Annotated in this window: 11 protein-coding genes and 1 tRNA gene; 6 read left to right on the forward strand and 6 right to left on the reverse strand. The window is 31.2% G+C overall.

Features of this window, described 5'->3' with window-relative positions; translation table 11 throughout:
* The first annotated feature begins 167 nt into the window (after positions 1-167).
* Positions 168-1,097, forward strand: a complete 930-nt coding sequence (locus N5D46_RS13935; RefSeq protein ID WP_280050348.1) for a glutaminase — start codon at positions 168-170, stop codon at positions 1,095-1,097.
* On the opposite strand, the gene cmk is transcribed toward N5D46_RS13935, so the two are convergent.
* Both cmk and porQ read right to left on the reverse strand, forming a co-directional pair.
* Positions 1,087-1,773: a (d)CMP kinase gene (gene cmk / locus N5D46_RS13940; RefSeq protein WP_280050349.1), complete on the reverse strand. Its 687-nt coding sequence runs from the start codon at positions 1,771-1,773 to the stop codon at positions 1,087-1,089. The two genes, N5D46_RS13935 and cmk, sit on opposite strands and share 11 nt — an antisense overlap.
* A 51-nt stretch (positions 1,774-1,824) precedes the next feature.
* A complete protein-coding gene (gene porQ, locus N5D46_RS13945) occupies positions 1,825-2,850 on the reverse strand; it encodes a type IX secretion system protein PorQ (protein ID WP_280050350.1) in 1,026 nt (341 codons plus the stop codon).
* A 117-nt stretch (positions 2,851-2,967) separates the two neighbouring features.
* Here porQ and N5D46_RS13950 point away from each other — a divergent pair, with 117 nt between their 5' ends.
* Entirely contained in the window at positions 2,968-3,306 is a 339-nt protein-coding gene (locus N5D46_RS13950) for a hypothetical protein (protein WP_280050351.1), read from the forward strand.
* Complete coding sequence (locus N5D46_RS13955; RefSeq protein ID WP_280050352.1) at positions 3,303-5,237, forward strand: DUF2339 domain-containing protein; 1,935 nt, start codon at positions 3,303-3,305, stop codon at positions 5,235-5,237. The genes N5D46_RS13950 and N5D46_RS13955 overlap by 4 nt, the downstream gene beginning before the upstream one ends.
* Positions 5,238-5,252: 15 nt before the next feature.
* Here the strand turns inward: N5D46_RS13955 and N5D46_RS13960 are convergent, their stop codons facing one another.
* Positions 5,253-6,548, reverse strand: coding sequence for a mechanosensitive ion channel domain-containing protein (locus N5D46_RS13960; protein ID WP_280050353.1), 1,296 nt, complete (start codon positions 6,546-6,548; stop codon positions 5,253-5,255).
* Positions 6,549-6,707: 159 nt separating this feature from the next.
* Between N5D46_RS13960 and zupT the strand changes: the two genes are divergently transcribed.
* Both zupT and N5D46_RS13970 read left to right on the forward strand, forming a co-directional pair.
* A complete protein-coding gene (gene zupT / locus N5D46_RS13965; RefSeq protein WP_280050354.1) occupies positions 6,708-7,490 on the forward strand; it encodes a zinc transporter ZupT in 783 nt (260 codons plus the stop codon).
* 153 nt (positions 7,491-7,643) lie between these two features.
* On the forward strand, positions 7,644-7,967 hold the full coding sequence (locus N5D46_RS13970) for a hypothetical protein (protein WP_115002202.1): 324 nt from the start codon (positions 7,644-7,646) through the stop codon (positions 7,965-7,967).
* Between the two features lie 37 nt (positions 7,968-8,004).
* On the opposite strand, the gene N5D46_RS13975 is transcribed toward N5D46_RS13970, so the two are convergent.
* Together N5D46_RS13975 and N5D46_RS13980 are read right to left on the reverse strand one after the other, a co-directional pair.
* Positions 8,005-8,085: transfer RNA gene (locus N5D46_RS13975), tRNA-Leu, on the reverse strand.
* A 60-nt stretch (positions 8,086-8,145) separates the two neighbouring features.
* Positions 8,146-8,928 carry an MBL fold metallo-hydrolase gene (locus N5D46_RS13980; protein ID WP_280050356.1) on the reverse strand — a complete coding sequence of 261 codons (783 nt, stop codon included), beginning with the start codon at positions 8,926-8,928 and terminating at the stop codon, positions 8,146-8,148.
* A 42-nt stretch (positions 8,929-8,970) separates the two neighbouring features.
* On the opposite strand from N5D46_RS13980, the gene N5D46_RS13985 reads away from it, so the two are divergent.
* Positions 8,971-10,413 carry a TonB-dependent receptor gene (locus N5D46_RS13985; RefSeq protein WP_280050357.1) on the forward strand — a complete coding sequence of 481 codons (1,443 nt, stop codon included), beginning with the start codon at positions 8,971-8,973 and terminating at the stop codon, positions 10,411-10,413.
* 252 nt (positions 10,414-10,665) lie between these two features.
* Here N5D46_RS13985 and N5D46_RS13990 read toward each other — a convergent pair.
* Positions 10,666-13,396 (reverse strand): outer membrane beta-barrel protein (locus N5D46_RS13990; RefSeq protein ID WP_280050358.1); only part of this gene is annotated, 2,731 nt, incomplete at its 5' end.

A 13,396-nucleotide genomic window follows, 5' to 3' on the forward strand; every position in this document is an offset into this window, starting at 1 on the left:
GTTTTGCTTTTCTTACCAAAAAGAAAAGTAAAATGGATACTTTTGAGTTAACTATTCGGGAGAAATTGTCGCAAAGCGAGAATGGTTTATTCAAAAAAATAAATAAATTTTTAATTTTGTTTAACGTGTAAAATAGATTTACATTCATACTATATATAATATGCGCTATGATTTCGAAAGAAAAAGAATATTTTGAGATAATAAATAAGATTTACCTAAAAGTAATTGAAGAAGAGAATTTGGGTGAAACGGCGAACTATATACCAGAATTATCTAAAATAGATGGCGAGAAATTTGGAGTTTCTTTATTGTTTACGGATCAACTTCAATTTGGATTTGGTGATTGTGAAGAAAAATTCTCGATTCAAAGTATTTCAAAAGTGTTGCTTTTGGCTTTAGTTTATAGAGAAATTGGCGAGAAAATTTGGGAAAGAGTTGATGTAGAACCTTCGGGAACGCCTTTTAATTCATTGTTACAATTAGAAACTGACAAAGGAATTCCTAGAAATCCATTTATTAATTCAGGTGCTTTAGTGGTTTGCGACATCTTAATTGATATTTGTGATGATCCGAAAGCATATTTTTTGGATTTTATTAAAAAGGTTTCTGGTAATTATTCTATTCAATATTCTGATAAAATTGCAAAAAGTGAATTTTCTACCGCTTATCGTAATGCAGCTTTGACAAATTTTATCAAATCATTGGGCAACATTCATAATTCTCCTGACGAAGTTCTAGATTTGTATGTTTATATCTGCTCGATTGAAATGTCGTGTATGGAATTGAGTAAAACTTTTTCTTTTTTGGCCAATAAAGGAAAAAACTTGTTTGATGATTATCAAGTTTTCAACATTAGTCAAACAAAAAGAATCAACGCTATTATGCAAACTTGCGGTTTCTATGATGAATCTGGCGAATTTGCTTTTCGAGTTGGATTACCTGGCAAAAGTGGTGTTGGCGGAGGAATTGTTGCAATTATGCCTAAATATTACATTGTTTCGGTTTGGAGTCCTAAACTAAACTTAAAAGGAAACTCCTACCGAGGAATGAAATTTTTGGAAGAATTTACAACCGCAACAGAGGATTCTATTTTTTAGAATTGATAATCTCCATCACTTTATTCACCGTTTCTTCTAAATTCATGTTCGAATTATCAACTTCTATTGCGTCATCTGCTTTACGAAGTGGAGAATATGCGCGATGAGAATCTATATAATCTCTTTCGTTCACATTTTTCAACACCTCATCCAGAAAAATATTTTTCCCTTGTTGTTGATATTCTAAAAAGCGACGTTGCGCACGAACTTCTGGTGAAGCTGTAACAAAAATTTTGATATCTGCATTTGGAAAAACTGTTGTCCCAATATCGCGACCATCCATCACAATACCTCCTTTTTCTCCCATTTGCTGTTGAAGCGCTACACAATAATCGCGAACAGCAGGAATCTCAGAAATTGGACTAACCATTTTAGAAACTTCCATCGTACGAATATCTGCTTCTACATTTTCACCATTCAAAAAGGTAAGATTCTTTTGAGTCGTTGGATCTTGTTTAAATTCTATCTTAATGTCAGATAAATTGGTTATTAATGTTTGGAAATCAATTTTATTATCGACAATATACTGATGTTGAAACGCATACAAAGTCACAGCGCGATACATTGCGCCACTGTCAATATGTGTATAACCAAGATTTCTTGCAATAATTTTTGACATCGAACTTTTTCCTGTAGAAGAATATCCGTCGATTGCAATAATTAAATTTTCTTTCATCTATATAGAATTGAAGACAAAGATAAGATTTTATAGTTGTTTGAAAAGTTTTTATAACCAAGGATTACTTCTCCAATAATCTCGACCTTGAATAATTCGGTCTAAATTGAGAATCAAACCAAAGTGATTAGAACCTCCAGATTTGTGGTAATTCGCATGACTAAACTCGAATCGAAAAGCATTTATACGGATTCCAAAACCATACGTTAAACCAGATAAAGAGCGAATTCCTTCGGCTGCTAATTCATTTCCACGTTTGAAATTATAACCTAAACGCATATTAAAATCTGATTCTGGAAATAATTCTGCTCCAACCGAAAGGTGATCAATCATTTTTCTTCCAGCAGAAACTTCTTGTCCGTTTTTATTATAAGGTTGGGAAATATCAAACTTCTGTAAATCGTGCAAAGAAAACGTAAATTCTAACGGAACATGTTCTAATCGATGAGAAATTCCCAAATTAACTTGCGTTGGCATGTCTTCTTTTTTGCCATTATACGTTTGAATTTGTTGACCGATATTGCGCACAACCAACGAAACATTGATATTTTTATCGAAATCGTGGTACGAAAGACCTATATCTCCAGCAATTGCAGAAGATTTATATGATTCTATTGTAGAATTAATATATTTTAAATTTGCTCCAACTGTCCAATAATCACCCAAAACACGTGCATAACCAACTGTAATTGCGGCATCATTTGCTTTGAAATTCCCTGTCACATTTCCATTTTCGTCAGTTCCAATTAATTTTCCATAATCAACATATTGACCATGAACAGAAACAAAATTTTCTTGATCGATTTCATAAACCGTCGAAAATGTTCCGAAATCTACATCCGCAATATAATTGACGTAATTGATTCCAAATTGACCGTGCATTTCTCGGTTCATCAAAGCAGGATTCCACAAAGAAGAATTTGGATCAGCATCCCAAGAAGTTGCTGCATTTCCTCCCAAAGCCGCTTGACGTGGAGAAGTTGTAATGTTCAAAAACTCATAAACACGCGTTCCATCTTGCGCAAAAATCGAAGTCGATAGCGCGATAAACAATAATGTACTTAGCTTTTTAAACATTTAGCAAAAATAAAGATTTTGTAGAATAACGAAAACAGAATGATTTTGGTATATGCAAAACAAAATTTTAGGCTTTCTGAAAAAAAGCTTAACTTCAATTTACCTAAAAAACACTTTATGGAATTTTTAATTGCCATTATTATATTCGTATTGATTGTTATTTTGTTTAATAAAGTTTCGAAACTAAAAAAACAAATTGATTATCAAGAAACTAAGCTAAAGCATTTACAAGAGCAATTGGATGCAAAAGAAATTAAAACTGAATCAAAACCAATTATTGAGCAACCTAAAATAGTTGAAGAGAAAAAAATTGAACCTCAACCAGAAGTTGTTTCCTATCATAAAATCGAAACGCCAAAACGTATTTTTGACGAAATTCCACCAAGACAACAACTGAAAGCAGTTTTGATAAAAATCTCAACAATGCAATTGCATTTATCAAAGACAATTTCTTGACGATTTTCGGAATTGTAACCTTAGTTCTGGGAATTGCTTATTTCGTAAAATATGCAATTGATCAAAATTGGATCAACGAAACTTTACGAGTAATGATTGGAATTGGAGTTGGTTTAGGAATTATTGGAATTGCTCATTTTATTCGGAAAAATTTTGAAATCTTTTCTTCCATTTTAATTGGTGGCGGATTAACCGTTTTATATTTCACCTTAACCATCGCCTTCCGAGAATATCATTTACTTTCTCAGAATACCACTTTTGGATTATTAACAATTGTGACGATTTTTTCTATCGTGATGGCAATGTTATATAATCGACAAGTTTTAGCCATTTTCTCGATTATTGGTGGTTTTACCGCTCCGTTAATGATTAGTACAGGAGAAAGCAATTTTGTATTTCTGTTTGGTTATTTAACAATTCTGAATCTAAGTATGCTGTACATGGCTTGGCGAAAAAACTGGCAAATCATTTCATTTATCACATTTGCTTTTACCTTTATATATAGTATTGCGTGGATTGACGATTCCAAAACCTCAACGCAATATCTTTTCTTTGGCTTGCTTTACATTATTTTTACAGTAACAAGTTTGCTGAATTATTTCAAAAAAGGAGAATTTTCGGTTTGGAATTGTCTATTATTAATTTTCAATACCATTTTATCAACCGTTTTAATTTCTTCGGTTTATTATTTTATTGTTGGAAATAATAATGGTTTGATAGCTTTCTTATTTGGATTGATAAACGCTTTCGGAGCATTTTACATCTACAAAACATCTAAAAATAATTTATTACAAAATACCTTAATCGGTTTGAGCATTGCGCTTATCACAACTACAATTGCCTTACAATTTAAAGCAAATGTCGTTTCGATTTGTTTCGCGATTGAATCAACCTTATTACTGTTTCTTTGGAAAAAAAGTAAAGAAAACATTTTCAAAGTCTTTTTCATTGCCATGTTTCCTTTTTTATTGATTGCTTTATGCGTCAATTGGTTTGATTATATTGATACTGAAAAACATTTAGTCGTAATTTTCAATCACGTTTTCATCACAAGTTTTATTGCTTTAGTTTGTTCGATTGCAAATATTTATTTGATGAAAGATTTTGAAACAGAAGAACAATTTTTAGGTTTTAAGCTCAATCATTCCAAATTTATTTTCATCTCAACATCTCTTTTATTGATGTACACAGGAATTTTGTTCGAATTAATTTACCAAATCGAACCTTATTTCAACTTTATGATGATTGTAAGTTATGTATTGATTTATACATTATTCTTTATTGCTTTTGTTTTAGCACTGCGCGAAAAACTAAATTTAGGAAATGCTTTGCAACTTGTTTTACAAATTTCTGCGGCTTTTTGCATTCTATTTTTACCAATGTTTGCCGAAATTCCGTTGTTACCAAGCAAAACAAATTACAACATCGGTAGTTATTTTCTTTATTTGAGTTATCTCATTCCGACAGCTTACATTATTTATTTTGTTGTAAAAAGTAGCGATTTCCAAAGCTCCAAAGCAAAACAAATCATCAGCATGTTTGTCTTGGTTTATGTGATTAGTTTCGAGAAATACAATGGTTTTATGTTAATAACACTCGACGAAAGTTCATCTAATTTTTCGCATCAAGCCGATATTTTCCGAATGATATTATTGCCAATTATTTGGGCAGTTTTAGGATTTGTATTGATTTATTTCGGATTAAGAAAGCAACTGAAAGGTTTTCCTATTGTTGGAATTATATTATTTGGATTGATTATTCTAAAATTATATTTCGTAGATGTTTGGGAAATGAGCAATATTTTCAGAATAATATCTTTTATTGTTTTAGGAATTTTAATCTTATTAACTTCTTTTATGTATCAAAAACTAAAAAATTTGATGGTTAATTTGATGGAAAAACCAAACGAAAACAAAGAAGCTGAACATTAATGTTCAGCTTCTTTGTTAATTATTAGCTTTTATAGCTTCTGCAATAACACGCATATCATCCGAAGAAGGCGACTCGAAAATTTCTAAATGGAAATATGGAACAACCGCAATAATATGATCGAAAATATCAGCCATAATCACTTCATATTCGTTCCAAACCGTTGTATTTGTAAACATAAATAACTCAATTGGCAAACCATGTTCAGTTGGTTGAAGTTGTCGAACCTCGAACATCAAATCTGTTCTGATTTTTGGGCTATTATAGGTATATGTCTTGATATATTGTCGAAAAAGACCAATATTCGTCATTCGTCTTCCGTTCGCTAAAATCGTTGGATCAACTTTATTCGATACATTATATTGATTGATTTCGTTCGTTCTATCCACAATAAAATCGTGTAACATGCGGATTTTTTTCAATTCTTCAATTTCTTCTTCTGTCAAAAATCGAATCGAATTCATTTTAATATTTATCGAACGTTTAATGCGGCGTCCACCAGCATTTTGCATACCGCGATAATTACGAAACGAATCTGAAACCAAGGCATACGTCGGAATTGTTGTAATTGTTTTATCAAAATTCTGAACTTTTACCGTTCCTAAATTAATCTCGGTAACATTTCCGTCTGCGCCATATTTTGTCATTTCAATCCAATCTCCAACGCGCACCATATCATTCATCGAAACCTGAATACTTGCCACAAAACCTAATATCGAATCTTTAAAAACCAACATCAAAACCGCCGAAGCCGCTCCCAAAGAAACCAAAAATGTAATAGGCGATTTTCCTGTCGCAATCGAAAAAATTAGAATTCCGCAAACAAAGAAAACTAAAATATTCATCACTTGCAGATAACTATCAATTGGTTTATCCGAAAAAGATTTATTACCTCGAAGAAAATCCCTGAACGTTTTAAAAATTGCATTAAACAACAATCCAACAGCAATTACCAATGCAATATCTGTAATTTGCATCGCAATTTTGATCCAATTAGGAAATCCTTTGAAGATAAGTGGGATCGATTCTTTGGCGACAATTACAGGAACAATATGTGTTGCGAATTGTAAAACCCTGTTCTTGATTAATAAATCGTCAATCTTTGTTTTACTTTTTGCAATAAAGTTTGTTAAAACAAGTAATAGCACTTTTCGCAATAAAAAATCGATCGCATACAATATAATAACTAACAAAATTGATAGAACAATTGTTGTCATTATTGTGGTAGAATAACTCGAAAGTCCCAATTTGGCAATCATTTCGAGCATTGAGCGATACACATCGCTTTGAATATTTTCGTCTAAAAGTTCCATCTGAATAAAAACTAATACAACAAAAATAAGTTTATCCTTTTCATAATTTACAACAACTGATAAATTACATTGAAATTTGTTGGTTTCTTAATTTATCTTGGTTCAAAACAATGAAAAGATTATATTTGTTAGATTAATCTAACTTATTTATTAAAATTAATGTTTTCAAATCCGCTAATATTTGCTTTTAGTTTAACCTTTCTTGCCGGAATCAGCACTGGAATAGGAAGTCTTTTATGTTTATTGTACAAAAAATTCAATCCAAAATTCTTAGGCGTAATGTTGGGAATTTCTGCTGGTGTAATGCTTTATGTCTCTTTTGTAGAAATTTTAACAAAAGCTAAATTATCATTATTAAGTGTTTTTGGAGAAAAATTATGTTACACTTATACATTATTGGGATTTTTTGCAGGAATTTTAATCATCATTTTAATCGATAAAATATTGCCTCATCATCATTGCGATGAAAATAAAACAGAGACAAACGATCAGAAATTATTGCGTTTAGGTTTGTTTTCTGCTTTAGCTTTATCAATTCATAATTTCCCTGAAGGATTAGCAACTTTTTTGTCAGCATTAGAAAATCCAACTTACGGAATTTCTATTGCATCTGCCATCGCCATTCATAATATTCCAGAAGGAATTGCTGTTGCAATCCCTATTTATTACGCTACAAAAAATAGAAAAAAAGCATTTCTATACTCTTTTTTATCAGGATTAACAGAACCTATTGGCGCATTAATTGGCTATTTTGTATTGTTACAATTTTTTGATGAATCAATTTTCGGGGCAATTTTCGCGAGCGTCGCAGGGATGATGGTTTATATTTCGATCAATGAATTAATTCCGACGGCAAACGAATACGCTGGAAAAAAATTATCAACTTACGGAATTGTAATCGGTATGTTTGTAATGGCGGTTAGTCTTGTACTTTTTATGTAAAAACAAAAAAACTTCCCGAAAAGAGAAGTAATTTTGAGAAATGATATAAATTAACACATGAGGATTTTGTTACTGCAAATGTATACAGTAAATAAAACTCAAAGCTTAACAGAATATCATTAGATTGTTAAGCGAAGATTAAATAGAAAGATTATGAAAAATATAGTTTTACTTTTTTGCTTTACTATCATTTATAGTTGTTCGTCATCTTCAGATTTTCACAACATAAATGATCACATTGAAGATGGAAAATATTGTGCGAATGTCAAGGTTATAACGAACAAATCAACCAAGACATATCGATTAACTATAACTGCGAAAAATAATTATTTACATAAAATTGATTGGCCAAATGGTGGTTGGCTGGATAATACACATTACAAACTTCCTGAGTTTTATGAAAATGAAGCTACTTTTATAGATGATAGAGCCCGAAAATTTGAAGTAAAAATTATACAAGAAGGAGAATGTAAATAAAAAAAGCTCGAAACTAATGTTTCGAGCTTTTGCTTAGTACTCGGAGTGGGAATCGAACCCACACTCCAAAGGAACACGAGTTTGAGTCGTGCGCGTCTACCAATTCCGCCATCCGAGCCTTTATGGACTGCAAATATAATGTTAGTTTATTTATTTTTCCAACTATTTTTTAAACTTTTTACAGAATTATTTCTAACGTATCGTAAGCCAAATGTTTACCTTTTGGTAATTTTTCCTCTACTTCATCATGAAATCCCAAATGATGCGAAATATGTGTAAAATATGTCTGCTTTGCGCCTATTAAATCCGAGTATCGTATTGCTTCATCTAATAATATATGCGAAAAATGTTCTTGTTCTACTCGCAGCGCACTAATGATTAAAACTTCTACTCCTCGTAATTTTTCAAGAGATTCTGTTGGAATCGTTTTTACATCCGTCAAATAAGCAATTTTATCATCAATTAAATATCCCAAAATAGGCAAGGGTCCGTGTAGAACTTTAATTGGTTCAATCGTAAATCCAGCAACCGAAAATTTTTCATCTTCTATAACATTCTCTATTACCGTTGGTACTCCAGGATATTTATGTTCAGCAAACATATATGGAAAACGATTATGTAATTCATCCAACACGCGTTTCAAACCATAGACATTCATATCCTCTCCAGATTTAAAAACAAGCGGGCGAATATCATCCAATCCTAAAACATGGTCATTATGCTCATGTGTATATAATATTCCATCTAACCTTTGCGCATTATAACGCAACATTTGTTGTCTAAAATCTGGTCCACTATCTATCGTAATAATCTTTCCATCCTTTTCTAACAACAAAGAAGAACGCAAACGTTTATCTTTTTGATTTGTTGACAAACATACCGGATGATCGCTACCAATAATCGGAATTCCTTGTGAAGTCCCAGTTCCTAAAAAATGTATTCTTATATTTGATTTAGCCATAATGATTTGGTAAATTTACCACAAACTATTTGAAATTAAAATATGGCATTAGAACAAGTTCTTACTCCTAAACAAAAAGCTTTAGAGATCAATTTGAATCCGAAAATATACGGTTCTTTTGCAGAAATTGGAGCAGGTCAAGAAACCGTTCGTTTTTTTTATCGCGCAGGTGCTGCTTCGGGTACTGTTGCAAAAGCGATGAGTGCTTATGACAAAGAAATGTCCGATTCTATATATGGTGTAGAAGAAAATCGTCGTTATGTGACACAAGCTCGCCTTAAAAAAATGTTGGATCATGAGATGGAATTGATGAAAGAGCGTCTAGTCCACGATCACTACAAAGAAAAAGCATTTTTTACGTACGCAAATACAGTGACAACAATTGATTATTCGAAGAAAAATGAAGGTCAAGGTTGGATTGGTTTACGTTTCAAATTGAATGCAGAAGAAGAAAAAGCAAACGAAATTATTTTTCATGTAAAATTCAAAGAAAATACCGCTCAATTGCAACAAGAAACTTTAGGTGTTTTGGGTGTTAATTTGATTTATGGTGCTTATTATTACTACGATAATCCTCGAAAATTAATCAAATCTTTATACGATACGTTGGATAAAGATCAGTTAGAAATTGACATGATTAACTTTCGTGGACCACAATTCAAATATGTTGATAATCGTTTAATGTCTCTTCAATTGGTTAAAAATGGAATGACTGATGTTGCGGTTTTCAATCCACAAGGAAAAAATATTTTACCTGCCGATTTATTATACAAGAAAAATATCTTCGCTGTTCGTGGTTCTTTCCGTCCTTTTATGAATGTAAATATGGACATGTTCAAAGGTGGTTTAGAAATTTTCAAACAAGAAGATGATGTTAGAACAGATAATACCGAAATTTTATTTGAGATTACGCTTTCTAACTTGATTGCTTCTGGTTTTGAAGGCGAATTGAATGAACGAGATTTTTTAGATCGCGCTGATATTATTGGTAGTTTAGGTTACAATGTTATCATTTCTAACTTTTCTGAATATTATAAATTAGTTGATTATTTCTCGAAATTTACTCGAAATCAAACCAAAGTTGGTTTAGCGATGGGTGTTAATAATTTGGTCGAAATTTTCAATGAGCAATATTATGCCGATTTACCTGGCGGAATTATGGAAGCTTTCGGAAAATTATTCAAGAAAAATGTAAAAGTTTATTTGTATCCATATTTAGACAAAGAAAAAGATATTTTGTTGACGTCGAAAAATCTACAAGTAAGTGATAGCGTGCACGAATTGTACAAATATTTCTTGTATAACGGAAGAATTCAAGATATTTTGAATTACAACAGAAGTTATTTAGATTCTTATTCGCGTCGAATTTTAGAAAAAATTGCAAATGCTGAGCAAGATTGGGAAAATGAATGTCCAGAAGGTGTTGCAGACATGATCAAAGATCGTGGAATGTTTGGCTATAAATTGAAATATATTTTAGAATAAATTATTCGTAATATCAATCTGAATTCGTTTCATTCTCATCATAAACAATATGTGATGTTGAAATAAATTCAACATGACAAACCAAAACCAACGAAAGGAAGAGTAATTTCGATATCAGAATTTGATAAAACTGAGAATGAATATTATCAAAAAATACAAGAAAATATCAACAAAAAAACAGGAGTTGATAAAGATGATTAACAAAAAAACGGCTCAATTTTGAGCCGTTTTTTTGTTATTTTACTACTGCATTTACATTCTTCGCATTCCACCGCTTTCTCTTGGTCGGTCTCCATCTTCACCTTTTGTAGATTTTCCACCAAACTGATTTAAGTTGAATGTTAACGAGAACATCACAAAACGAGTCAGAATATTATTGCGTTGATCGATTGTTGATTCTGCTGTAATTGTACGCGTATAACTGTTATTTTGATTCAATAAATCGTAAACTTTAACACCAGCTTCCAATTTATCATCGAAGAAACGATACATCAAACTTGTATTCCACAAAAAGAAATCACGCTTGAAACCTGCTGCCATTCTCGAGTTATAATTGTAACTGAAATCATTTGTCCAAGTCAAATTTTTAGGAAAAGTAGAAATAGTTTTAATTCCGAAATTGTGCGTAATATTATTTTGATTATCAATTGAGTAATTGACATATTTAGAATTTGTAAAGTTCAAACGATAAGAAGGTGAAATTGTCAAATAATCACCATAATCCCAATTTAATCTCAATGTAGGTGATAAAGTTGTATTATATTGCTCGTATTTTACCGCATCTCTAAAGCCTTGCGTTAAAGCATAACTCGCCGACATTCCTACATTTACCCTAAATTTATTGATACCTTTTTGATATTGTTTATTAAAGAAAAAGTTACCATTTAGACGATAATTTCCTTTTACATTTTCGTATGTTGTTGTTCGTTTATAAATCGAATAATCCATTTCGGTGTAATTAACAATATTTGATTCGTTGTACGTATAACCTAAGTTAGCATTAAATCCTTGACGAGTTTTACGATCAAAATTGCTAAACATCAAATTGATTCGATGTGCTTTATTGGGATCAAGATCTGGATTACCTTTGAAAACATCTAACGGATCAGTTTCGTCTAAAATTGGTAAAACTTGTGATGTCGAAGCCAAACTTGTCTGATAATTATACATTAAGGAAAGTGAGTTGTTTCCGTTTTGATAACGAATATTTCCCGAAATATCTGGTAAAGTTTTGTTTTGAGTTGAGCTGTAATCATCTGCTTTAAACGTTCCAAAATTTTGTTGATTGTAGATGTTTGCACCAAAACGAACTGTTGCCGAAATTTTATTTTTGTTCAATAATAATTGAGCATACGGATTAAATTCATTCAATTTGGTTGAATAAAAACGCGTCAAATCATTGTTCAAATTGTCATATTCTCCCGTTACATCATTATAATTCCACGTTCTATTATTGGTTTCAGAATCAGTTAAATTATAAGCAGAACCAACGGCGATTTTCAAAGAATCTGTAATTGGATACGTATATTTTACATCAAAATTGTATTGATTATTTTTCGAAATATTTTTCTCATTGATGTTTCTATAAATATCCGCAATAGAATCATTTGTATATAAAGTTGTCGAATTGATGAACGAATTTCGATCTGTTTTACCAATCGAAATACTTGAATTAAAGTCTAAATAAGATTTATTTTTGAATTTTTGATTAAGTGATAATAATGTATTAAATGTATTCGAGCTTGATTTTCCATTTGAAGTTTGATTCATTTGATTTCTCAAATCACCCAAATCTGAATATGTTTTACTATCCGAAATTGATGAATTTGTAGACGAAGAATTACTAAACGATGGATAAAAATAAATTTTTGTATTGTTTTTCGTCCATTCTAAATTTGTTCCAAAATTATGACCATACGTTTCACTTTTAGTTTTAGAATTCGCATCAGAAGTATAAATATTTTTTGGAGAAAAGTTTTCTACATGTTGATATTGATCGTTTTTCGTAAAGGAATGATTCAAACGATAATCAGCTCCAATTTTCAAATTATCAGTTAATTGATCGTTATAATTCAATCCAATTGAAGTATTTGTTATTACACCATCAGAACCTCTTCTTCCCATTCCACCACGACCACGCGAACCTTCACCGCTTGTCATTCCAGAAGCTGCAATATCTGTCGAAGAACCAATCAAACTAATTTTCTTTTTATCTTTAAAATAGTTCGCCATCAAATTGCCTTCGTAATGATTATCCGTTCCATAACCCGCTGTTGCTTTCAGCATATAACCTTTCTTTTTATCTTCTTTCAAGGTAATATTTAGCGAAGATTTATCCGATTTAGAACGTTCCCCAGAGAATTTTTCATTTTTCGTTTTATAATCCGAAACCTGAATTTTTTTGATAATATCTGCAGGTAAATTTTCTAACGCAACTTTTCCATCCGTTCCAAAAAATGGTTCACCATCAATCAAAATCTCATTAACATCTTTTCCATTTACCGTAATATTTCCGCTGTCATCCATCTCAAAACCTGGTAATTCTCTCAACAAAGCTTCCAAATTTGCATTCGGTTTTACTTTGTAAGAATCAGCATTATACTCGATTGTATCTTGTTTTACAACAATAGGTTCCACATTTGTTACCACAACCTCATCTAAATCATAAATCATCGGATTAATGATAATTGTTCCAAGATCAATATTGTTTTTGATCGATTCGAAACTTTGTTTGAAAACGCCTTCTAAAGGATCATCAATAATTAAATAAACAGGTTTATCTTGTAGATTAATTTCAATTTTGAACGTACCATCATCATTTGTAGATGTAGTAGAAATTTGTGTAGAATCGGCTTTATTGCCTAAAATAACTTCAGAATCAGTTAAAGGAAAATTAAGTACATCCGTTACTTTTCCAGTGACGGTAATCTTTTCTTGTCCAAAAGAAAAAATCGTAATCAAACTAAAAAGAAATGATAGAATA

The organism is Empedobacter sp. GD03865 (assembly GCF_029840775.1).
Lineage (GTDB): Bacteria > Bacteroidota > Bacteroidia > Flavobacteriales > Weeksellaceae > Empedobacter > Empedobacter falsenii_B.

What these genes read in the sequence shown, in the direction of transcription:
- N5D46_RS13960 (WP_280050353.1), bottom strand. Translation starts at nt 6,548, where the DNA reads ATGGAACTTTTAGACGAAAATATTCAAAGCGATGTGTATCGCTCAATG.
- porQ (WP_280050350.1), bottom strand. Translation starts at nt 2,850, where the DNA reads ATGTTTAAAAAGCTAAGTACATTATTGTTTATCGCGCTATCGACTTCG.
- cmk (WP_280050349.1), bottom strand. Translation starts at nt 1,773, where the DNA reads ATGAAAGAAAATTTAATTATTGCAATCGACGGATATTCTTCTACAGGA.
- N5D46_RS13985 (WP_280050357.1), top strand. Translation starts at nt 8,971, where the DNA reads ATGGCATTAGAACAAGTTCTTACTCCTAAACAAAAAGCTTTAGAGATC.
- N5D46_RS13970 (WP_115002202.1), top strand. Translation starts at nt 7,644, where the DNA reads ATGAAAAATATAGTTTTACTTTTTTGCTTTACTATCATTTATAGTTGT.
- N5D46_RS13935 (WP_280050348.1), top strand. Translation starts at nt 168, where the DNA reads ATGATTTCGAAAGAAAAAGAATATTTTGAGATAATAAATAAGATTTAC.
- zupT (WP_280050354.1), top strand. Translation starts at nt 6,708, where the DNA reads ATGTTTTCAAATCCGCTAATATTTGCTTTTAGTTTAACCTTTCTTGCC.
- N5D46_RS13980 (WP_280050356.1), bottom strand. Translation starts at nt 8,928, where the DNA reads ATGGCTAAATCAAATATAAGAATACATTTTTTAGGAACTGGGACTTCA.
- N5D46_RS13950 (WP_280050351.1), top strand. Translation starts at nt 2,968, where the DNA reads ATGGAATTTTTAATTGCCATTATTATATTCGTATTGATTGTTATTTTG.